The 21,221-nt window shown below is 64.7% G+C and carries 21 protein-coding genes; 15 read left to right on the top strand and 6 right to left on the bottom strand.

Translation table 11 applies throughout. The features are described from left to right. The first annotated feature begins 50 nt into the window (after positions 1–50). Genes DK926_RS06750 through DK926_RS06740 form a run of 3 tightly spaced genes read left to right on the top strand, consistent with a single transcriptional unit; the run spans position 51 to position 3,259 of the window. Positions 51–1,268: an iron-containing alcohol dehydrogenase gene (locus DK926_RS06750; RefSeq protein WP_114329779.1), complete on the top strand. Its 1,218-nt coding sequence runs from the start codon at positions 51–53 to the stop codon at positions 1,266–1,268. Then, entirely contained in the window at positions 1,265–2,602 is a 1,338-nt protein-coding gene (locus DK926_RS06745) for a histidine kinase (protein ID WP_114329778.1), read from the top strand. The genes DK926_RS06750 and DK926_RS06745 overlap by 4 nt, the downstream gene beginning before the upstream one ends. 6 nt (positions 2,603–2,608) lie before the next feature. Further along, positions 2,609–3,259 (top strand): response regulator transcription factor, encoded by a 651-nt coding sequence (locus tag DK926_RS06740; protein WP_068432423.1) that lies wholly within the window; start codon positions 2,609–2,611, stop codon positions 3,257–3,259. Here the strand turns inward: DK926_RS06740 and mftM are convergent. Further along, the gene (gene mftM / locus DK926_RS06735; RefSeq protein WP_114329777.1) at positions 3,256–4,080 is read right to left on the bottom strand and encodes a mycofactocin oligosaccharide methyltransferase MftM; all 825 of its coding nucleotides are present in this window, start codon (positions 4,078–4,080) and stop codon (positions 3,256–3,258) included. The genes DK926_RS06740 and mftM overlap by 4 nt on opposite strands. A gap of 13 nt (positions 4,081–4,093) precedes the next feature. Then, positions 4,094–4,726: a mycofactocin system transcriptional regulator gene (mftR, locus tag DK926_RS06730; protein WP_207890763.1), complete on the bottom strand. Its 633-nt coding sequence runs from the start codon at positions 4,724–4,726 to the stop codon at positions 4,094–4,096. A 114-nt stretch (positions 4,727–4,840) separates the two neighbouring features. On the opposite strand from mftR, the gene mftA reads away from it, so the two are divergent. Genes mftA through mftD (DK926_RS06705) form a run of 5 tightly spaced genes read left to right on the top strand, consistent with a single transcriptional unit; the run spans position 4,841 to position 8,930 of the window. Beyond that, complete coding sequence (gene mftA / locus DK926_RS06725; protein WP_068432484.1) at positions 4,841–4,954, top strand: mycofactocin precursor MftA; 114 nt, start codon at positions 4,841–4,843, stop codon at positions 4,952–4,954. A gap of 1 nt (position 4,955) precedes the next feature. Then, complete coding sequence (gene mftB, locus DK926_RS06720; RefSeq protein ID WP_114329775.1) at positions 4,956–5,273, top strand: mycofactocin biosynthesis chaperone MftB; 318 nt, start codon at positions 4,956–4,958, stop codon at positions 5,271–5,273. Between the two features lie 60 nt (positions 5,274–5,333). Further along, the gene (gene mftC / locus DK926_RS06715; RefSeq protein ID WP_068432415.1) at positions 5,334–6,566 is read left to right on the top strand and encodes a mycofactocin radical SAM maturase; all 1,233 of its coding nucleotides are present in this window, start codon (positions 5,334–5,336) and stop codon (positions 6,564–6,566) included. 13 nt (positions 6,567–6,579) lie between these two features. Next, positions 6,580–7,758: a pre-mycofactocin synthase MftD gene (gene mftD, locus DK926_RS06710; protein WP_114329774.1), complete on the top strand. Its 1,179-nt coding sequence runs from the start codon at positions 6,580–6,582 to the stop codon at positions 7,756–7,758. Next, positions 7,755–8,930, top strand: coding sequence for a pre-mycofactocin synthase MftD (mftD, locus tag DK926_RS06705; RefSeq protein ID WP_114329894.1), 1,176 nt, complete (start codon positions 7,755–7,757; stop codon positions 8,928–8,930). Before mftD (DK926_RS06710) ends, mftD (DK926_RS06705) begins: the two co-directional genes overlap by 4 nt. An 18-nt stretch (positions 8,931–8,948) precedes the next feature. On the opposite strand, the gene DK926_RS06700 is transcribed toward mftD (DK926_RS06705), so the two are convergent. The 4 genes from DK926_RS06700 to DK926_RS06685 form a co-directional block, all read right to left on the bottom strand. Further along, the gene (locus DK926_RS06700) at positions 8,949–9,602 is read right to left on the bottom strand and encodes a nucleoside/nucleotide kinase family protein (protein ID WP_279387065.1); all 654 of its coding nucleotides are present in this window, start codon (positions 9,600–9,602) and stop codon (positions 8,949–8,951) included. Between the two features lie 6 nt (positions 9,603–9,608). Beyond that, a complete protein-coding gene (locus DK926_RS06695; RefSeq protein WP_114329772.1) occupies positions 9,609–10,304 on the bottom strand; it encodes an aspartate/glutamate racemase family protein in 696 nt (231 codons plus the stop codon). Positions 10,305–10,313: 9 nt separating this feature from the next. Then, positions 10,314–11,876: an NCS1 family nucleobase:cation symporter-1 gene (locus tag DK926_RS06690; RefSeq protein WP_114329771.1), complete on the bottom strand. Its 1,563-nt coding sequence runs from the start codon at positions 11,874–11,876 to the stop codon at positions 10,314–10,316. A 142-nt stretch (positions 11,877–12,018) separates the two neighbouring features. Beyond that, entirely contained in the window at positions 12,019–12,735 is a 717-nt protein-coding gene (locus DK926_RS06685) for a GntR family transcriptional regulator (RefSeq protein ID WP_114329770.1), read from the bottom strand. A gap of 88 nt (positions 12,736–12,823) precedes the next feature. Here DK926_RS06685 and mftE point away from each other — a divergent pair, with 88 nt between their 5' ends. From mftE to DK926_RS06650, 7 genes are all read left to right on the top strand, one after another. Next, positions 12,824–13,513, top strand: coding sequence for a mycofactocin biosynthesis peptidyl-dipeptidase MftE (gene mftE / locus DK926_RS06680; RefSeq protein WP_114329769.1), 690 nt, complete (start codon positions 12,824–12,826; stop codon positions 13,511–13,513). Positions 13,514–13,616: 103 nt separating this feature from the next. After that, entirely contained in the window at positions 13,617–15,014 is a 1,398-nt protein-coding gene (gene mftF, locus DK926_RS06675) for a mycofactocin biosynthesis glycosyltransferase MftF (RefSeq protein ID WP_114329768.1), read from the top strand. Further along, complete coding sequence (mftG, locus tag DK926_RS06670) at positions 15,011–16,495, top strand: mycofactocin system GMC family oxidoreductase MftG (protein WP_114329767.1); 1,485 nt, start codon at positions 15,011–15,013, stop codon at positions 16,493–16,495. Before mftF ends, mftG begins: the two co-directional genes overlap by 4 nt. A gap of 138 nt (positions 16,496–16,633) precedes the next feature. After that, entirely contained in the window at positions 16,634–17,929 is a 1,296-nt protein-coding gene (locus DK926_RS06665) for a transcriptional regulator (protein ID WP_114329766.1), read from the top strand. A 95-nt stretch (positions 17,930–18,024) separates the two neighbouring features. Further along, a complete protein-coding gene (gene adh, locus DK926_RS06660) occupies positions 18,025–19,548 on the top strand; it encodes an aldehyde dehydrogenase (RefSeq protein WP_068432382.1) in 1,524 nt (507 codons plus the stop codon). Further along, positions 19,548–20,090 (top strand): DUF779 domain-containing protein, encoded by a 543-nt coding sequence (locus tag DK926_RS06655; protein WP_174551508.1) that lies wholly within the window; start codon positions 19,548–19,550, stop codon positions 20,088–20,090. Before adh ends, DK926_RS06655 begins: the two co-directional genes overlap by 1 nt. A 117-nt stretch (positions 20,091–20,207) precedes the next feature. Then, positions 20,208–21,179: a cation diffusion facilitator family transporter gene (locus tag DK926_RS06650; RefSeq protein ID WP_114329765.1), complete on the top strand. Its 972-nt coding sequence runs from the start codon at positions 20,208–20,210 to the stop codon at positions 21,177–21,179. The last annotated feature ends 42 nt before the right edge of the window (positions 21,180–21,221 follow it).

Below are 21,221 nucleotides of genomic sequence, written 5' to 3'. Positions count from 1 at the left end.
CACGGATCGCGGCACCACGAGCGGCAGGCACAGCAGAGGCGAGTAGGCACATGATCGAGACGGCCGCGACGGGTCGGGCGCTAGCCGATCTGCATTCGCATCGAAACGCGATCGAGGCGCCGCGCGTACTGAAGTTCCACGCGCCCGAGATCGTCTTCGGTCAGAACTCGCTCGGCGAGGTCGCGCACGCCGCGCTGCGACTCGGGGCCCGCCGCCCGATGGTGGTGTCCGACGGCGGTCTCATCGAAGCGGGGTGGGTCGCGCACCTGACCTCGCTGCTGATCGAGGAAGGGCTGGCGCCGACGGTCTGGAGCGACCTGACGCCCAATCCCAAGGACGTCGAGATCGAAGCCGGCCACGTCGTCTACCAGGAATCCGGATGCGACGTACTCGTCGCGATCGGCGGCGGCTCGGTCATGGATGCAGCCAAAGGAATTGCGATCCTGGCCGGAAACGGTGGGTCGATTCTCGATTTCGAGGGGGTCGACCAGGCGACGCGACCGATTCCCCCGCTCGTCATGGTGCCGACGACGTCGGGAACCGGTGCGGACGTCTCGCAGTTCTGTATCGTCACCGACACCACACGATCGACGAAGATCACCATCCTCGGGCGTGCGCTGGTTCCCGACATCACCGTCATCGATCCGAGACTGTTGACGACGATGCCCGAATGGCTCAACGCCGCAACGGGTCTCGACGCGTTGACGCACGGAATCGAAGCGTTCGTGTCGCTGGGGCACAATCAACTCACCGACCACCATGCGCTGCGTGCGGTGACGATGGTGACGTCGCACCTGGCGCACACGATGACCGACCCGTCCGACCTCGCTGCGCGGACGTCGATGGCGCAGGCCGCTCTGGAAGCAGGCCTTGCGTTCACGAACGCGATCCTCGGTGCGACGCATGCGATGAGCCATCAGGTCGGTGGGCTGCTGGACCTGCCACACGGCGTCATCAACGGTGTGCTGCTGCCACACGTCATCCGATTCAACGCTGCGCACGACCCGATGCCCTACGTCGCGGTCGCGACGAGTCTGGGCCTCGCCGAGGCGCGTGGATCCGCGGAGGAGGCCGCACTTGCCGTCGCGGAACGGGTCGAACGACTGGCTCGACAGGTCGGAGTTCCCCAGGGACTGAGGGACATCGGCGTCAGCGACGCCGACATCGACGTGCTCGCCACCAACGCGCTGCGCGACGCATGCATGTCGACCAATCCGCGGTCTGCGACCCATCGAGAGATGGTCGATCTGTTCAGGACCGCGCTGTGACGGCGTCGCAACCGGATCTGTCCCTCCTGACCGGTCTGCGGTCGGGCAAGGCCACGTTCTATCCCCAGTATCGCGGCGCGGCCGAGCGCCTCGAGCGCGTCGTCCATGCGTTGGAGTTGATCTCGCGTGCTCTCGTGCGGACGGTCGACGGCCCCGAGACGTTGATCTGTGCCGTCGCCGAGGCGGCTCGTGCACATCTGAGCGCTCAGTGGGTGGTCTTCGCGCTCGCCGACGGCGCCCTACCGGACGCCGGACCACGCAGACTCGTGCTCGGTCCGGACGCGACGCCGTTCCTGGTCGACAACGTCGAAGGTCCGCCGTTGCCGGGCGACGTCGTCGAATGCCTCGACGCGATTCGGCTCGCCACGATCGGCGACGGCCGAAGTCCCGTCATCGCCGCTCACCACGCATTCGTGCCCATCGCGCTCGACGGAGGTGTCGTCGGGGCGTTCGCGGCGTGGACGCCGAAACATCGGGTTCTCGACGCGACCGACTCGGCGGTCCTCAGCATTCTGGCGAGCCAGACGGCCGTCGCGCTGCAGAACTCCGCGCTGTATCAGAGCAGACGCATTCTGCTCGAGCGCACCGAGAACGCGTACGCGGAGGCACATCGGACTGCGGCGGACCTCGCTGTCCGCAACGCGGAACTCGAAGCGACGCAACGACAACTCGGTGCCGCGCATCGACATCAGGTGCTCGACGAGGAGAGGCATCGCATCGCGCGCGAACTGCACGACAGCGTCACGCAGGCCGTGTTGTCGGCTGGAATGCAGATCGACCTGTGCCGCAACGACATTCCGGCCGACGAACGTATGGAGCGTCTCGACGTTGCAAAAGAACTGACGCGCCGAGCCGTCGAACAGTTTCGGTCGGCCATCTACGCGCTGAATCACGCACAGGACGCGGACCGAACGTCGCTGCCGGAAATGCTCGAGCAGCTGTCGATAGTGCACATGCCGGACGAGCTGAAGGTCTCGCTCCGCGTCGAAGGAACGCCCGTGGAACTGAGCAGCGCATGCGAGCACGATCTGCTGCGCATCGCCGGAGAAGCATTGTTCAACACCGCAGTTCACGCCAAGGCCAGCCGCGCGATACTGCGCCTCGCGTACCGCGAACGACATGTGCAGCTCTCCATCGCCGACGACGGTGCAGGCGACCCGTCGCACCTTCGCCTCATGTGGCGCATGGCCGAGACGGGCGACGTCGACGGTCGTCATCGCGGGCTCGCCAACATGGCTGCGCGGGCGCGAGAACACGGCGGCTCGTTCGAGATCCGCAAGGCACGCATCGGGGGAGTGCGCATATCGGTGCGCATCCCGTCCGAGGGAGAGTGAGCAGTCATGACCGTGACAACCGCTGTAATTCGCATCGTGCTGGTCGACGACCACGCGATCCTTCGGGACGGGCTGAAATCCGTCCTCGAGCGCGAGACCGATCTGACGGTCGTCGGTGAGGCGTCGTCGCGTGGCGAGGGACTCGCCGTCGTCGAGCGGGTGAAGCCCGACATCGTTCTCATGGACCTCAAGCTGTCCGCCAGTTCCGACTACGAGGGACTCGCGCTCTGCGCGCAACTGTCGAGCGCTCATCCCGGGATCGGGTTACTGGTATTGACGACATTTCTCGACGACCGTCTCGTCGTCGAGGCAGTCCACGCCGGAGCCCGCGGGTACGTCGTCAAGGACGTCGACACGACCGAGCTGATTCGCGCGGTGCGTGCGGTATCGCGCGGCGAGAGTGCATTCGACTCGCGCAGCGCCTCAGCGGTCGTTCGATCGCTCAACGGTCAGGGCGCAGCCGCCGAACGGTTGACCGATCGCGAACTGGAAGTGCTGCGTCTGTTGGCAACAGGACTGTCCAACAACAAGATCGGGACGACGCTCTTCATCTCGGCGACGACCGTGAAATTTCACGTCAGCAACATCATGCGCAAGCTCGGTGTCAGTCGCCGGGCCGAAGCGGTCTACGCCGCGAGCAAACAGGGATTGATCTAGACGCCGACTCCGACGCGGCTGGTGTCGAGAACCAACCAGCCGCCGTGGAATTCATCGACCTCGAACGGAAGGCCGCTCTGCTCGCCGATGAAGCGCAGTGCGTCGACGTCGAACGTTCGGATATGGCCGTGACAGGCCGTCGCTTCTTCCTCGAACGGAACCGCGACGATCACTCGCTCACGCGCGATACGAATGGCCTCGCCCAGAATGCGCGCACCCGTGCCGTCGTCGACGTGCTCGAGCAGATGCAATGCTGTCACGGTGTCGGAACTCTTGTCGGGCACCGGGATCCCGGCAGCGTCGCACGTGATGACGTCGAGTGTGGCGCCCAGGTGGGGTGCCACCGTGGCGAGCAACCGCATGGTTCCTGCGGACAGATCCGTTGCCGTGACATGCCGGCCTCGCAGCGCGAGCCGTAGTGGGAAGAATCCGAAGCACGATCCGAGGTCGAGAACCGACCCCGTCACCAGTGCTTCGGCGCGTCGGTGCACGGGCGCGAAGTCGGCGGTGCCCGACAGTAGTTCGTCGAGCGAATTGCGGTAGTACGTGGCCCACGCCGCAACGGGGTCGTCGACGGTCGATCGCACCAGCCCCACCATCACGAGCTCGAATTCGCGTTGCGACAAACCGAAGTCGGTGATTCGGGAGACCAGCCGCTCGCCGATGTGCGCCGACGTCAGGCCGTGGCGGACGACGACCTCGTTCGCCGTGTTTCGGAGTTCGAGAGCTCCGACGGGAATCGATTCCGACCACTGCACCGTCGTGTTCTCGTGGGTCCACAACCGCGGTGTTCCTGGGGCGAGTGCGTCGAGTTCGGTCATATCTGTTCTTTTCTCACTGGGTCGTTCCTGCAGTCTCGCCCACCGCCAGAGGGCCGAGCCCCGAACAGAGGGCGGTCATGCCGTCGGACAGGAGATCGGCGAGGTCGAGTTGTTCGTCGGTGAGCCATTGCTCGTACGCAGACATTGCCACACCGAGCACCATCCAGCCAACGGTTCGCGGGAAATGATTCTCCGGGGACGAATCCGTCCGTGCAGCTACGTATTCGGCGATGACTCCGCGCCAATCCTCGTACATCAGCATCGAATAGCCCTGTAATGCCGAATTGCGCAGGATCAGAGCCATGCGCTGCCTGTGTACGGGTTTCTCGTCGTCGGGAAAGGTGTTGAACTGCAACAGGGCCGAACGGATGCCGTCGGCGAGGGAGATGTCCGACGGCAGCTGGGCGAGCAGAGTGCGCAGCGCGGTGAGTTGTTCGTCGAAATCGCCCCACGGAACCGCGTTCTTGGAAGGGAAATACCGAAAGAACGTACGACGCGCGATGCCCGCGGCGTCGGCGATCTCGTCGACGCTGGTCTCGTCGAAACCTCGTGTGGTGAAGAGCGAGATGCCGATGTCGCTGATCTGCCCTCGCGTCGTGGATGGGCGACGGCCTACCCGGCTGGACGGTTTCGCCTGTCTGCCCACTCTTTTTCTCCCGTATCGCTGTCTTTGTGCACTCGATGCCATTATGGTGGTGAACCAAGTCACTGTCACTGCCGACTGTGACCCACCCGATGATTCTCTCCGATGGAGGTACCGATGTCCCAGAACCCGAAAACCGATGTCGTCAGCACCGGCGTGATCGAGTCCGATCTCGTCGAAGAGTCGCTGGTGGAAGAGGTTTCCATCGACGGAATGTGCGGCGTGTACTGACATGTCGGCACCCGTGAAGGCACTCCAAGCCGTGGACCTCGATGCTCGGTGGGCTCTTCACCCGCAGGTGGCGCTGCGTCCCGAATCTTTCGGGGCGCTGCTCTACCACTTCGGGACACGTAAGCTCTCCTTCCTCAAGAATCGCACGATCGTAGCGATCATCGAGTCCTTCCCGCAGCACCCGAACATGCGCAGCGCGATCGAAGCCGCCGGGATCCCCGAGTCAGGCCGCGCGCCCTACGTGAAAGCGCTTGCGACGCTGGCGGATTCTCACATGATCGCAACAGTTGGGGACTCCGCCCCCAACGACCCCCGATAGAGCCTGCTACGGAAAACAGCCCTTCCGCAGTAACCCCTCAACTTCGAAGAGGACAGCAAAATGACCTCCATGTTGGAGCGGCCGTCTCAGCCGCCCGCCGTCGGTCGCCTGGTCGATCAGTTCGAACTCGGCCTCGACGCCCCCATTTGCCTGACCTGGGAATTGACGTACGCCTGCAATCTGTCGTGCGTGCACTGCCTGTCCTCGTCGGGTCGCCGCGATCCGCGTGAGCTCAGCACCGAGCAGTGCAAGTCGATCATCGACGAACTGCAGAAGATGCAGGTGTTCTACGTCAACATCGGTGGCGGCGAGCCGACCGTGCGTTCGGACTTCTGGGAGCTGGTCGACTACGCCACCGCGCACCAGGTGGGAGTCAAGTTCTCCACCAACGGCGTGAAGATCAACAAGGAGGTCGCCGCACGTCTCGCGGCGTCCGACTACGTCGATGTGCAGATCTCCATCGACGGTGCGACTGCCGAGGTCAACGACGCCGTTCGCGGTCCCGGTTCGTTCGACATGGCCTGCCGCGCATTGGAAAACCTGCGTGAAGCAGGCTTCAAGGACGCGAAGATTTCCGTCGTCGTCACCCGTCACAACGTCAGCCAGCTCGACGAGTTCAAAGCTCTCGCCGACAAGTACGGTGCGACGCTGCGCATCACGCGCCTGCGTCCCTCGGGGCGCGGCGCCGATGTGTGGGACGACCTGCACCCCACGTCCGCTCAGCAGCGCGAGCTCTACAACTGGCTCGTCGCCAACGGCGAGGGCGTGCTGACCGGCGATTCGTTCTTCCACCTGTCCGCGTTCGGTGACGCCCTTCCCGGTCTCAATCTGTGCGGTGCGGGGCGCGTGGTCTGCCTGATCGACCCGATCGGTGATGTCTACGCCTGCCCGTTCGCCATCCACGAGCAGTTCCTTGCCGGCAACATCGTCCGCGACGCGAAAGACGGTATGGGCGGATTCCAATCCGTCTGGCAGACATCGGAATTGTTCCAGGAATTGCGGTCGCCGCAGACTTCGGGCGCGTGCACCAAGTGCTCGCATTTCGACGCGTGCCGCGGCGGCTGCATGGCAGCGAAGTTCTTCACCGGCCTGCCCATGGACGGTCCGGATCCCGAATGCGTGATCGGCAACGGCGAATTGGCGTTGGCTGCGGCGGGGGAGATCCCCAAGTCGAGCGTCGACCATTCCCGTTCCGGAAACCGAAAGACACCCCGCAAGTCGGTGCCGCTCACGTTGATGATGCGGCCGCCGGCCAAGATCTGCGACGAAAACCCGCTCGCAGGAATGGAATAGGAAGCAATCAGCTATGGCCAAGAGTGCGTGGTTCGAGACCGTTGCCGAAGCGCAGCGGCGCGCCAAGAAGCGTCTGCCCAAGTCCGTGTATTCCGCTCTGGTGGCGGGCTCGGAACGTGGCATCACCGTCGACGACAACACCGCCGCGTTCGGCGAACTCGGATTCGCGCCGCATGTCGCGGGCCTGTCCGACAAGCGTGATCTCGCGACAACGGTCATGGGACAACCACTCTCGTTCCCGGTCATGATTTCGCCGACGGGTGTGCAGGCCGTGCACCCGGACGGGGAGGTCGCTGTCGCCAGGGCCGCGGCTGCACGCGGAATTCCGATCGGCCTGTCGTCGTTCGCGAGCAAATCCGTCGAGGAAGTCGCCGCAGCCAACCCTCAGACGTTCTTCCAGATGTACTGGGTGGGCTCGCGGGAGGTGCTGCTGCAACGGATGGAGCGTGCACGTGCGGCGGGCGCGGTCGGGTTGATCATGACGCTCGACTGGTCGTTCTCCAACGGCCGCGACTGGGGCTCACCGTCGATCCCGGAGAAGATGGATCTGAAAGCGATGGTCCAGTTCGCGCCCGAGGGCATCACGCGCCCGAAGTGGCTGTGGGAGTTCGCCAAGACGGGCAAGATTCCGGATCTCACGACCCCCAACCTGACTCCGCCGGAGGGCGGCGTCGCGCCCACGTTCTTCGGTGCATACGGCGAATGGATGGGTACCCCGCTCCCGACGTGGGACGACGTCGCCTGGCTGCGCGAGCAGTGGGGCGGACCGTTCATGCTCAAGGGCGTCATGCGTGTCGACGACGCGAAGAAGGCCGTCGACGCCGGCTGCACCGCCATCTCGGTGTCGAACCACGGCGGTAACAACCTCGACGGCACCCCGGCGCCGATCCGAGCTCTGCCTGCCATCGCCGAGGCCGTCGGCGATCAGATCGAGATCACGCTCGACGGCGGTGTCCGACGTGGCAGCGATGTGGTGAAGGCACTCGCACTCGGCGCTCGTGCCGTCCTGATCGGACGCGCCTACCTGTGGGGTCTGTCCGCGAACGGGCAGGCGGGTGTCGAGAACGTGCTCGACATCCTGCGTGGCGGCGTCGATTCCGCTGTTCTCGGTCTCGGTCACTCGTCGGTGCACGATCTGTCGCCGTCCGATGTCGTGATGCCGCTCGGTTTCGATCGGAGGCTCGGAGTCTGAGCAACAGCGTGTGGTTCGAGACCGTGGCGGAGGCGCAGCGGCGGGCCGAGAAGCGCCTGCCGAAGTCCGTCTACGCGGCGCTGCGGGCAGGCTCGGAGCGTGGAATCACGGTAGGGGACAACACGGCAGCGTTCGACGAACTCGGCTTCGCCCCTCGCGTCGCCGGGTTGTCCGATACGCGTGAGTTGTCGACAACCCTGATGGGACAACCGCTTTCGTTTCCCGTCATGATCTCGCCGACGGGTGTGCAGGCCGTGCACCCGGACGGTGAGGTCGCCGTCGCGCGGGCCGCTGCGTCGGGCGGAGTTTCGATGGGTCTGTCGCTGTTCGCGAGCAAGCCCATGGAAGAAGTCGTCGAGGCGAACCCGCAGACGTTCTTCCAGCTGCACTGGGTCGGATCCCGAGACGTCATGGGGCGTCTCGTCGAACGTGCCCGTCATGCGGGAGCGGTGGGCTTGATCCTGACGATGGACTGGTCGTTCTCCGAGGGGCGCGACTGGGGTTCACCGTCGATACCGGAGAAGGTCGATGCGAGGACGATGATCCGTTTCGCGCCGGAGGGGCTGTCGCGTCCGAAGTGGTTGTGGCAGTTCGTGAAATCGGGTGGCATTCCGGACCTGACTGCACCGAACATCGCGGGGCGCGACGGTTCGGCGCCGACGTTCTTCGGCGCGTACCGCGACTGGATGGCCACGCCGCTCCCGAGCTGGGACGACCTCGCCTGGCTACGCGAGCTGTGGGGTGGGCCGTTCATGCTGAAGGGCATCTCGCGCGTCGACGATGCCCACCGCGCAGTGAATATCGGATGCGACGCCCTGTCGGTGTCCAATCACGGCGGGAACAACCTGGACGGCACCCCGGCATCGATACGACTGTTGCCTGCCATCGTCGACGCCGTCGGCGATCAGGTCGAGATCACCTTGGACGGCGGGGTTCGTCGCGGAAGCGATGTGGCGAAGGCGCTCGCTCTCGGTGCCCGTGCGGTGTTGATCGGTCGTGCGTATCTGTGGGGTCTGGCGGCGAACGGTCAGGCGGGAGTGGAGAACGTTCTCGACATCCTGCGAGGGGGGCTCGATTCCGCGGTGCTCGGGCTGGGGCGGTCGTCGGTGCACGAGCTCACGCGATCGGATGTCGTGATGGCGGCTTCGCCGCCCGTGCGCGCGAATACATAGAGGGCTGTACATTTCTGCTCACGGGTGGCGGAACCGCCGGTCTGCGCGAGACGCCGTGGACGCGACGAGGCGTGCATTGGCCTCGTCGGTCCCGTGCACCCACGCGTGAGCGTCGTCCTCGCTTTTCCCGAACATGGTGTGCCGCTGCACGAGTCGTCGACGCCGCTCGTCGTCGTCGAGATCGATGTACCAGATCTCGGTCATGGCGGCGCGAGCCCGAGGCCAGCTTCCGTCGTCGAGCAGTAGGTAGTTGCCCTCGGTGACGACGAGCGGAACGTCGGCCGTGACCGGGATGCTGCCCGCGACGGGTTCTTCCAGAGTTCGGTCGAAGTGCGGTGCGTAGATCACTCCCGTCGTCTGCTCGGCGAGACGTTCGAGCAGATGGGCATAGCCGGCGTCGTCGAACGTGTCGGCAGCGCCCTTGCGAGCCGAGCGGCCCAGCCGTAGAAGTTCCGATTGCGCCAGATGGAATCCGTCCATCGGAACGACCACTGCGAGACCGCGGCCGAGCTGGTCGACGATAGCGTCTGCGACCGTCGATTTGCCTGCACCGGGTGGCCCGGTGATCCCCAGGACCGTCCGGCCGGGTCGTTCGGCGAGACTGCGCGCCCGTGAGATCAACTCGTTCATTCTTTGACGATAGGCGCTTCGCGCATGTGCGCGGAAATGTATAGCGGGCTATGTATTTTCGCGCACGTGCGACGGAGCCGCACTCGCGGTGCGCAGTCCCATCGTGACGAGCGATTGCACCGTCGTCGTCGCCGCGGCCACGCCGTCGACGACGGGCCTACCGATTTCCCTCTCGATGTGTGCGCGCAGATCGGCCATGCCTGCGCAGCCCAGGACGATGGCGTCGCTGCCGTCCTGCAGTGCCGCGCGCCGGCAGGCTTCGGTGATGATCGTGCGAGCGTCGGGATCGGTTTCGAGCTCGAGAACCGGAATCTCGCAGGCGTGAACGCCCCGGCACTGCCGCGCGAAACCGTAATTCTCCGCGAGATCCCATGCTCGTCCGGTCGTCCGCCCCACTGTGGTGACGACAGAAAAGCCGCGGCCGAGGAAGGTTGCCGCGTGCATGGCGGCCTCGGCGATTCCGACGACCGGACCGGACGCGGCTTCACGTGCCGCGTCGAGACCCGGGTCTCCGAAGCACGCGATGACGTAGCCGTCGGCACCCTGTTCCTCGCCGAGAGCAATCTGTTCGAGAATGCCGGGCACACAGAGGGCTTCGTCGATGTGAGACTCGATGGACGCAGGCCCCATCGTCGGACTGACCGCGTCGATCAGTGTGCCCGGGCTCGAGACGGCCCGGGCACACTGACCGATCAACGCGGTCATCGACCATGTGGTGTTCGGGTTGACGACCTTGATCAGCACTTGAAATTCCTAGACCTTCGCTGTGTCGTCGAGGTGGTTCGTCACTGCGAGCTTCGTCTTGGTGGCGAGCAGGAAGTACAGGCCGAATCCGATGCCGCATCCGATGAACCAGCTGTACTTCGACGCGGTGGCCATGCCAGCGATCTCCATGCCGTCGATCGCGCCGTTGAACAACACGGGGAACATCGCGGCCAGGGCGCCGACGACGGTGGCGTACACCGCAGCCGGGTTGTATCCCTTGGAGTACCAGTACTTTCCGGCCGGTGACATCGTGAACAGATCATCGACGACGACCTTCTGCTTGCGGACCAGGTAGTAGTCGGCGATGAGAACGCCGAACAGCGGGCCGATGAACGCACCGAGCGTTTCGAGTGTCAGGTGAATGACCTCCGGATTGTTGTACAGGTTCCACGGCGTGATGAGGACCGAGCCGACGGCGGCGATCATGCCGCCTGCACGCCAGCTGATGCGTTGCGGGCTGACGTTCGAGAAGTCGAACGCGGGTGAGATGAAGTTGGCGACGATGTTGATACCGATGGTGGCGATCGTGAACGTCAGCGCGCCGAGCACGATGGCGAACGTGCTGTCGATCCGGGCCACGGTCTCGACCGGATCGGTGATGAGCTCACCGAAGACAGGAAGAGTCAGCGACGCCGTGACGACGACCAGAATCGAGAACACGAGGAAGTTGAGGGGAAGTCCGAGAAAATTGCCTTTCTTGACGGCACCGTAGGACTTCCCGTAGCGGGAGAAGTCACCGAAGTTGAGCATCGGACCGGAGAAGTACGACACGACGAGGGCGATCGCCCCGAGCATGACCGGAACCGAGCTGAAGCCCGTGTACTCGACCTCGCCGAGGTTCAGATCGATTGCGCCCCAACCGGCTTTCCAGATCAGGTATCCGCACAGTAGGAACATGACGACGTAGACGGCCGGACCGCAGAAGTCGATGAACCTGCGAATCGACTCCATGCCGCGCCAGAACACCGCGGCCTGCAGCACCCACAGGAACAAGAAACTGGCCCACCCGAGCGCAGAAAGACCGGCGAATCCGTAATCGGCGGTCACGGCGTACGGCGCCAGCCCCGGGAACAGTTTGATGAGCACGATGTCGAGAGCAGCCGACGCGAGGAACGTCTGGATGCCGTACCACGCGACGGCGATGAGGCCACGGATGATGGCTGGGATGTTGGCGCCGAGTACGCCGAACGACACGCGGCAGATGACCGGGTAGGGAACGCCCGCAGCCTGGCTGGGCTTGGCGACGAGATTGCAGAAGAAGTAGACGATCGTGATGCCGACGAGGAGCGCGACGAGGACCTGCCAGCTCGCCAGTCCGAGAGCGAACAAGCTTCCCGCCGTGACGTATCCGCCGACCGAATGCACGTCGGACATCCAGAACGCGAACAGGTTGTACGAGGTCCACGACTGCTTCTTCAGCGGGGCGAGATCCTCGTTGGTCAGCCGTGGGTCGTACGAGTCCTTGATCAGGCCTCCGCCGACCGGGTGGCCCGCTGCTTCGACCACGTCACCTACCGGCGAAGTGCCTGGTCCGTGCACTGAATTTGTCATCGATGCTCCTGATGGGCGATGGGCTCCATGCGGACGAAATGCATGGCGAAGGCTCGACCACGACGATGGAGCGAACCTGCGACAAAAGGTAGCGAGCACGTGTTGCGTCCGCGTGACGGCAGGAATATATCTTTCGGGCCGCTCAATCCGTGGTGGGATCTGCGAGCAGACCGGTATCCGCGGGAATGGAAGAAATGACCGTGTTCAAACGTCCGTGATGATATTGCGCGATAGTCGACAGAGCAGCTGCGTCGCGGTCGAGAAATGCATCGAGCATCTGTCGATGATCGGAATGCAGTGTCACGCGATCCGAACCGGCGACGTGCACCATCGGCTGAACAGGCTCGGTGATGTTCCAGGCCGCTTCGAGTATGTGGAGAAGTCTTTTCATGCGTGACGGCCGCGTCAGCGCCATGTGGAATTCACGACTCCGACGGTGATACTCGCGTGGGTCGTCAGCTGTGATCGCTTGTTCCAGAACCTTGTTCGCGATGATCGCGCGCTCACGGTCGTCGTCGGTGGCCAACTCGACAGCAGTCGCGAGCGCGGCGCTTTCCAGGACTTCCCGCACGATGTACATTTCGCATAATTCCGCGGACGTCAATTGCGCGACGGTGTATCCGAGATTGGGCCGGTGATCCACCAATCCTTCACCGATCAGTGTTTTGAGCGACTCCCGAACAGGAATGGGACTGACGCCGAACATATCCGCGACGTCGTTCAATGGAATCGGGGTCGTGGGCGGTGCGTCGCCGGAAAGAATGACGCGTCGCAGCTCGTCGAGAATTGCGTGTTGCCGGCTTCCGGGGGCAGAGATGTTCAATCGATCGAGAAGCACGGATCTTCGACGAGGTGGCACGTCGCTCCCTTCGAAGATCCTCGGGTGAGAACGCTAACCGGTCGATGTTTCGTTCATGTGAAAAGTGCGCTGCACTAGCATCGGGCGAATGACGCACCCGACACCACTGGCCGACGTGGGGTGGCAGCACGTCGGTGGCGTGTCGACGGTCGTCGTTCCGGTGGGGGCGTTCGAACAGCACGGGCCGCACCTGCCGCTGGACACGGACACGCGCATCGCCGTCGCCGTGGCCTCCCGGTTGCCCGACGCGTCCCTGGCACCCGCCATCGGCTACGGCGCCAGCGGCGAGCACGAAGGTTTCCCGGGCACGGTGTCGATCGGCGCCGACGCGCTGCGGACTCTGCTCGTCGAGTACGGGAGGTCGGCGTGTCGGTGGGCGCCCCGCGTGCTGTTCGTCAACGGACACGGTGGCAACGTCCCCACCTTGGTCGACGCCACCACTCTGCTGCGGTACGAGGGACGCGACGTCGCCTGGGTGCCGTGTGCCGTCCCCGGCGCCGACGCCCATGCCGGACACACCGAAACCTCGCTGCTGCTGCATCTTTCACCCGAAGTCGTCGACATGGAACGCGTCGAGGTCGGAAACGTCGAAGCCCTCCCCGACCTGCTTCCGCGGCTACGGGAGGGCGGAACGCGCGCGGTGTCGGAGAACGGTGTGCTCGGCGATCCGCGTCGCGCCACGGCGGAGGAGGGGGCGTCCTTCCTGGACGACATGGTCCGTCGTGCGACGGTGGCGACGGCGCGCTGGATGCCGTCGGCTACGGGGATGTTGGTGTAGTGAAACGGCCGAAAGCCCAGGACGAAAACAGGCGCACGGTATGTTAGTGACTTTTTCGGGCCGTGGATGACACTTTCGTCCCGTGTCCGCTTACGATCACCAAATGGGTCAAGGTCGGTTGCCTGATGGTTTCGGGGTGCGCGTCGATCCGCGCGTACGCACATACTCGGACGGTCGCGTTCTGATCGGGGGATCCCCCACACGCATGCTGAAGTTGGCGCCCACGGCCGCCGCGATGATCGGCGACGGTTTTCTCGAGGTCACCGATTCACAGTCCGCTCTCGTCGCGCGGAAGCTGCTCGATTCGGGCGTGGCGAATCCGCGTCCGATGTCGATCCCGTCGCCCCGCGATGTCACCGTCGTGGTGCCGCTGAAGAACAACGCAGCCGGCCTCGGACGATTGCTGCCTGCGCTGCACGGCCTGAACGTCATCGTCGTCGACGACGGATCGGACGTGCCGGTGAAGCCTCCCGCGATGGAGTGGAGCGTCGGCGGGGTCACGGTTCTGCGGCACGAGACCTCACGCGGGCCGGCAGCGGCGCGCAACACGGGGTTACGCAGCGCCACAACCGATTTTGTCGCGTTCCTCGATTCCGACGTCGTTCCGCGCAAGGGCTGGCTCGAAGTGATGCTCGGGCACTTCTCCGATCCGGCGGTCGCTCTGGTCGCGCCGCGCATCGTGGCACTCGAACCGGAGGGCAACGCGCTCGCCCGGTACGAACACGCCCGGTCGTCCCTGGATCTGGGGCGTCGGGAGGCAGCGGTGCAGGCGGGGAGCTCGGTCTCCTACGTGCCGAGCGCAGCGATGTTGATTCGCCGCCGCGTCGCCGAGGAATGCAACGGCTTCGACGAGTCGATGCACGTCGCCGAGGACGTCGATCTGTGCTGGCGACTGCAGGAGGCCGGGTGGCGCCTGCGGTACGAGCCCGTCGCCAACGTGGCGCACGACCATCGTGTGACGTTCGGCCGCTGGTTCGGACGCAAGCTGTTCTACGGCACCGGTGCCAGCCCACTCGCCGACCGTCATCCCGGCATGGTGCCTCCGATCGCGATGTCCCCGTGGACGCTCGTCGCGTGCCTGCTGGCGGCCAGCCTGACCAAGATCGGGGTGATCGGTGCACTCGCCACGCTGGCCGTCACCATCGGACGCTTGCGCAAGATGTTCGTCGGACTCGACCAGCCGACTCGCATCGCGGCCATCCTCGCGACCGAAGGTTTCGTCGCGGGCCTGTGGCAATTGGCATCGGCGCTGTGCCGACATTATTGGCCGATCACTCTGCTGGCGGTGTTGCTGTCCAGTCGAATTCGCAAGATCGCGCTCGGGCTGGCGGTGGCAGAAGCCGTCGCCGATTGGTACAAGCACCGTGAGCTCGGCGGACTCGACCCGATCCGTTACGCGTTCTTCAAGCGCATGGACGACGTCGCGTACGGTGCTGGACTCTGGCGAGGTGCCGTCGAATCTCGGAGCTTCGGCGCGTTGACGCCTCGTATGGATTCGTGAGCGGTCCCGCCGTCGGCCGATCGGACGTCGTCGACGCGGATGTGATCGTCGTCGGTGGCGGCTCGTCCGGTTCGGTGGTGGCGTCTCGGCTCAGTGAGAACCCGGACTGCAGGGTTGTCGTCGTCGAGGCCGGGCAGGGCGTCTCCCGCGTCCAGGACTACCCACCGGACATCGCCGACGCCCATGTTCTGCCGGTCGGACCTGGCAGTCCGTGGACGTCGTCCTACCCGGCAGAGCTCGCTCCCGGCGTCGAGCGTGAGATCTCGCGCGGCCGAGTGCTCGGTGGATCGGGGGCCGTGAACGGCGCGTACTTCATCCGGGCCCGGCCGGACGACTTTCTGCACTGGCCGTCCAGATGGTCGTACGAGAACGTACTGCCGTACTTCACGGCGTCGGAGACCGATCACGATTACGCGAGTGACCGCCACGGCAGCAGCGGGCCCATCCCGGTGTGGAGAACAGCGCCGAAGGAGTGGAGTGGCGTTACTGCCGCGTTCGTCGACGCGAGCGAGTCGCTCGGGTTCCCGGCCGACCCGGACAAGAACGATCCAAGTCCGGTTGGAGGAACAGGGCCGGTTCCGCTCAACGTCTTTCGCGGAATGCGCATGAATGCTGCTGCGAGCTACCTGATCCCGCGTCTGAGTCGTCCCAATCTCGAGGTTCTCACGGAATCGACCGTTCTGAAGATACTGTTCGACGGCGACAAAGCATGCGGAGTTCGTATCCTCCGTCGCGGCGTGACAACCGACATGCGAGCGAGCCGCGTCGTCCTGTGCGCAGGTGCGGTGCGAACACCGCAGTTGTTGATGTTGTCCGGAGTCGGCCCAGCGGATTCGTTGCGGCACTGGGGAATCGACGTTCTTCTCGACCATCCCCGAGTGGGTCGAGGTTTTTCCGATCATCCCGAAATCGGTGTCTACTACCGTAGTTCGGTACCCTTTCGACCCTCGTCACCGATCGAGGTGGTTCTGCACGTCGGCGACCTCGAAATCCGGCCGTACACAGCGTCGTTCGGATACATGATCGCGGGCATCGGCCCGGTGGATCCCATGATCGGAATCGGATTGATGCGGGCCGACAGTCGGGGGGACATCACGCTGCGCTCGGCCGATCCGCTGGACTCGCCGTTCGTGCGCTATCGGTATCTGGACTCGGCGGCGGACCGTGCGGCGCTGCACGCAGGTCTCGACGTCGTCGACGCGTTGTTGTCGACGGCGCCGATGGCCGCTGTCGCTACGAAGCTCGAGGTAGCCGGCGACAGGTTGCTCGGCCGACTCGGCACGGCTCTGCACCTGTCGGGAAGTTGCGCGATGGGCGGCCCGGACGCGGTACTCGACGACCGATGCCGTGTCCGAGGTGTCGACGGTCTCGACGTCGTCGATACGTCGTCGTTCCCGGTCGTGCCCACGCGTGGTCCGCACGCGACCGTGATCATGCTGGCCGAACGCGCAGCGCGCGACATCGCCGAGGACCTGGGCTGAACGAGCGTCCGTCGATTATCGGCTACGGTCGGCAGCAGTGACCGTAGCGCTGCACCTCCCTCTGGGGGTGTGCGGCTGTACCTGCGTGTGTGAGCTGCGTTACAGTGGTGTGAACGCGTCTGAAAAGGGACTACGTAGATGACAGGAAGAGTGGCAGGACAGGGCAACCCGTGGGTAGCAGTTCGCCCCGGTGACGACGTCGATGTCCTGGCTCGCAAGATGTCGACCGCTCATCGGTCTTTCGTCGAGCACGAATGGCCTGCAGGGGATTCCGTCCGATCCGTCGTCCTCGATTCCTGGATGCGGAGTCGTACCAAGGGAGTCGACCCCAACGGTCGCGACGAGGCCCCGGTGCTGACGGGTGTCGAATTGGAGCGGTATCGCAACGGCCACCCCATGTCGATCATTCGGCCCGTCATTCGCAAACTCCTCGTCGAGGATGCCGCCGATACCGGTCTGCTCGTGGCGATCTCCGACGCGGAGGGCCGCCTCCTGTGGGTCGAAGGTGACACGTCCGCGAAAGACCGTGCACAGACGATGAACTTCGCCGAAGGGGCGGATTGGAGCGAGGAGAGCAAGGGCACCAACGCGCCGGGAACCGCGCTCGCCGTCGACCATTGTGTGCAGATCTTCGCCGCCGAGCACTTCACTCGTACCGTGCACGACTGGAGTTGTTCGGCCGCCCCCGTGCATCACCCGACGAGCGGGCACATCCTCGGCGCCATCGACATCACCGGAGGGCCGCGCGTCGCAGTCCCCGAGGTTCTCTCGTTGATTCGTGCGACCGTCGCCGCGGCCGAGTCCGAGCTCCGCGTGCATCTGATGAACTCGCCGAAGTCGTTGGGCGAGACCGCTCCTCGTCTCGAAGTGCTCGGTTCGGGCAGGCCGGGACTGGTCCGGGGCAGTGGTCGCACCGCATTGTCGCAGCGTCACGCCGAAATTCTGCTGCTGCTGGCGGATCATCCCGAAGGGCTCAGTTCCGATCATCTCGCGGTGCTGCTCGACGAGCAGGAACTCGACTCGGTGACCATCAGGGCCGAGATGTCGCGCCTGCGCAAGACGTTCGGCTCCTCCGGCCTGGCGTCGCGACCCTACCGGCTGGTGGGTGCGCTGACGTCCGACGTCGACGACGTTCGTCGGGCGCTCGATCGCGGCGACGTGGAAGCAGCGTTGCGTATCTATGCCGGCCCGGTGCTGCCCGGATCGGTGTCGCCCGGGATCGAGGAAATTCGCGACGAGCTGCGATCGCGGGTCCAGGCCGCATTACTGCGCGTCGGCGATCCGATGTTGCTGGCGCAATGGACGTCGTCGATCCACGGCAGGAGCGACCTCGTCGCGTGGGAGGCCTACCGGGCGACGCTGAGCACCGATTCCGCGTTGTACGGCCAGGTCAGCGCACGTATCGACCATCTGGATCGCCAGCTCGGCATGTAGTTTCTTTCTGCACGCAGTGCAGCAACGTAGTTGCAACGTTGCAGACTCTAGTGTTCTGAATCACATCAGTTGATGAACGACGAAGGAGTCACTAGATGTCCGTCTATGCCCGCCCAGGTACCGCAGATTCAGTCATGTCCTTCCAGCCGCGCTACGACAACTGGATCGGCGGCGAGTGGGTCCCGCCCGTCAAGGGCCAGTACTTCGAGAACCCGACTCCCGTCACCGGTGAGAACTTCTGCGAGGTAGCCCGCTCCACGTCCGAGGACATCGAGCTCGCGCTCGACGCCGCGCACGCCGCAGCACCCGCCTGGGGCAAGACCTCCGCCGCCGAGCGCGCAGTGCTCCTCAACAAGATCGCCGACCGCATGGCCGAGAACCTCGAGTCCATCGCACTCGCGGAGTCCTGGGACAACGGCAAGCCGATCCGTGAAACCCTCAACGCCGACATTCCGCTGGCGATCGACCACTTCCGCTACTTCGCCGGATGCATTCGCGCGCAGGAAGGTTCGCTGTCGGAGATCGACGACGACACCGTCGCCTATCACTTCCACGAGCCGCTCGGCGTCGTCGGACAGATCATTCCGTGGAACTTCCCGATCCTGATGGCCGTCTGGAAGCTCGCTCCCGCACTGGCGGCAGGCAACGCCGTCGTGCTGAAGCCTGCCGAGCAGACCCCGGCATCGATTCTTCATCTCATCTCGATCATCGGTGACCTTCTTCCTGCCGGAGTCGTCAACGTGGTCAACGGATTCGGCACCGAAGCGGGCAAGCCGCTCGCGTCGAGCCCGCGCATCGCCAAGATCGCGTTCACCGGTGAGACGACCACGGGACGCCTCATCATGCAGTACGCGTCGCAGAACTTGATCCCGGTCACCCTCGAACTCGGCGGCAAGAGCCCCAACGTCTTCTTCTCCGACGTCCTGTCGTCCGACGACGACTACCAGGACAAGGCTCTCGAGGGCTTCACGATGTTCGCGCTGAACCAGGGCGAGGTGTGCACGTGCCCGTCGCGCTCGCTCATCCAGGCCGACATCTACGACGAGTTCCTCGCACTGGCTGCGATCCGCACGAAGGCTGTGCGACAGGGCAATCCGCTCGACACCGAGACGATGATCGGTGCGCAGGCGTCGAACGATCAGCTCGAGAAGATTCTGTCGTACATCGAGATCGGCAAGGGCGAAGGCGCGCAGGTCGTCACCGGCGGCGAACGCGCACAGCTCGGCGGTGACCTGAACGGCGGCTACTACGTGCAGCCGACGATCTTCACCGGCAAGAACGACATGCGCATCTTCCAGGAAGAGATCTTCGGACCGGTCGTCTCCGTCACGTCCTTCAAGGACTACGACGACGCCATCTCCATCGCCAACGACACCCTCTACGGTCTCGGTGCAGGTGTCTGGTCGCGCGACGGTGGCGTCGCGTACCGCGCGGGCCGCGACATCAAGGCCGGCCGTGTCTGGACGAACACGTACCACCAGTACCCGGCACACGCGGCCTTCGGTGGTTACAAGCAGTCCGGCATCGGACGTGAGAACCACAAGATGATGCTCGACCACTACCAGCAGACGAAGAACCTCCTGGTCAGCTACGCCCAGAAGGCTCAGGGCTTCTTCTGATGCCTGCCGCAAGCCGGCCCCCGGCCCGGCTCAGAGCAACCGCCGGGGCGATGGAGCTTCTCCGTCGCCTCGGCGGTAACCACGGCGCGCTGATGATGCATCAGAGCGGTGGATGCTGCGACGGGTCGTCGCCGATGTGTTATCCCGCAGACGAATTCATCGTCGGTGACCGGGATGTCCTGCTGGGGCTGTTGGACCTTCGTCTGAACGTCGGCGACATCCCGACCGACCTTCCCGAGGGCGGCGACGCGGTTCCGGTGTGGATTTCGGGCTCGCAGTTCGAAGCCTGGAAGCACACTCAGATGGTGCTCGACGTCGTCCCGGGTCGCGGTTCGGGGTTCTCGCTGGAAACTCCGGAGGGACTTCGGTTCCTGAGTCGCGGCCGCGCGTTCACGCAGGACGAGTGGGACGTGCTGAAGGACGAGACTCCGTTCGTCGGAGTCGATTGGGAAGAGGGCCGCAGGCCGCCGGTGCCGGACGACGTCATCGTCGTCGCCGAGGCAGTGGACGCCTGTCCGGTGCCAGGGATGTTGCAGGGTTAGGCAGCTTCGCTGCACGTGCGTGGAAATGTATACCCGGCGGGAGCGGAGCCTGCGGAACGACCCGGCAGCACTGTACATTCCCACGCACGTGCGCCGAAGGCGCCTAGAGTCGATCCGGTGAAAAGTTCCACACCTTCGGACGCTCCCGGTGGCGAGAGCCTCCGTACGGTCGTCGTCGCATTCGGTGCCAATCTCGGCGTCGCCGTCGCCAAATCCGTTGCGGCCGTCGTGACCGGGTCGGCTTCGATGGTTGCCGAAGCGGCTCACTCGTGGGCCGACACCGGCAACGAGATATTCCTGCTCGTCGCGAACAAGCGCGGGTCACGCGGTCCCGACCGCCGTCGGCCCCTCGGCTACGGCCGCGAAGCGTACGTCTGGTCACTGCTCGCCGCCATCGGGCTGTTCGTGGCGGGCTCGGCGGTGTCGGTGTGGCACGGAATCACCTCGCTCCTCGGCGGCGAGTCGTCCGCCGAGAACTACACGATCAACTACGTGGTGCTCGCAGTCGCGTTCGTCCTCGAAGGAATCTCGTTCCTGCAGTCCGTCAAGCAGATTCGCGGGGAGGCGAACGCGTACGAGACGGACTTCCTCGACTACGCGCTGGAGACGTCCGACCCCACACTGCGTGCGGTGTTCGCCGAAGATGCCGCCGCGCTGATCGGTCTGGTCATCGCTGCAGCGGGTATCGGACTGCATCAGCTCACCGGCTCCGCCGTGTGGGACGCGCTCGGGTCGATCGCCGTCGGTGTGCTTCTCGGCGTCGTCGCGATCGTTCTCATCGATCGAAATCGTCGATTCCTCACCGGAGAACCCGGGCCCGGCGCATTATGGGACGCGGTGGTGAGTGGCATCGAGAAGTTCCCCGAGGTGGCGTCGGTTCGTTTCGTCCGCATCGAATTCGTCGGTCCGAAACAGATTTTCGTCGTTGCCAGCGTCGACCTTGTCGGTGACGCCGTCGAATCCTCGATCGCCCATGTGCTCCGTCGATTGGAGAGCCGTCTCGAGTCCAACGTAGCCGTCGTCGACGCGGTGTTCACCGTGTCCGATCCGGACGAGGGCGACACCGGAACCGTCTCGCACCGCACGTAATACAGCCGTCATCTGTTGATGACGCCCCGCTTACAGCGTCGG

This window comes from Rhodococcus sp. Eu-32 (assembly GCF_003336925.1).
GTDB classification, from domain to species: domain Bacteria; phylum Actinomycetota; class Actinomycetes; order Mycobacteriales; family Mycobacteriaceae; genus Rhodococcoides; species Rhodococcoides kyotonensis_B.
This window is presented reverse-complemented; position numbering and strand designations above follow the sequence as displayed.

Bases quoted from the DNA above. Each gene is read 5' to 3' on its own strand.
- DK926_RS06750 (WP_114329779.1), top strand. From the start codon at position 51: ATGATCGAGACGGCCGCGACGGGTCGGGCGCTAGCCGATCTGCATTCG.
- DK926_RS06740 (WP_068432423.1), top strand. From the start codon at position 2,609: ATGACCGTGACAACCGCTGTAATTCGCATCGTGCTGGTCGACGACCAC.
- mftM (WP_114329777.1), bottom strand. From the start codon at position 4,080: ATGACCGAACTCGACGCACTCGCCCCAGGAACACCGCGGTTGTGGACC.
- mftA (WP_068432484.1), top strand. From the start codon at position 4,841: ATGTCCCAGAACCCGAAAACCGATGTCGTCAGCACCGGCGTGATCGAG.
- mftB (WP_114329775.1), top strand. From the start codon at position 4,956: ATGTCGGCACCCGTGAAGGCACTCCAAGCCGTGGACCTCGATGCTCGG.
- mftC (WP_068432415.1), top strand. From the start codon at position 5,334: ATGACCTCCATGTTGGAGCGGCCGTCTCAGCCGCCCGCCGTCGGTCGC.
- mftD (WP_114329774.1), top strand. From the start codon at position 6,580: ATGGCCAAGAGTGCGTGGTTCGAGACCGTTGCCGAAGCGCAGCGGCGC.
- DK926_RS06690 (WP_114329771.1), bottom strand. From the start codon at position 11,876: ATGACAAATTCAGTGCACGGACCAGGCACTTCGCCGGTAGGTGACGTG.
- mftE (WP_114329769.1), top strand. From the start codon at position 12,824: ATGACGCACCCGACACCACTGGCCGACGTGGGGTGGCAGCACGTCGGT.
- mftF (WP_114329768.1), top strand. From the start codon at position 13,617: ATGGGTCAAGGTCGGTTGCCTGATGGTTTCGGGGTGCGCGTCGATCCG.
- DK926_RS06665 (WP_114329766.1), top strand. From the start codon at position 16,634: ATGACAGGAAGAGTGGCAGGACAGGGCAACCCGTGGGTAGCAGTTCGC.
- adh (WP_068432382.1), top strand. From the start codon at position 18,025: ATGTCCGTCTATGCCCGCCCAGGTACCGCAGATTCAGTCATGTCCTTC.
- DK926_RS06655 (WP_174551508.1), top strand. From the start codon at position 19,548: ATGCCTGCCGCAAGCCGGCCCCCGGCCCGGCTCAGAGCAACCGCCGGG.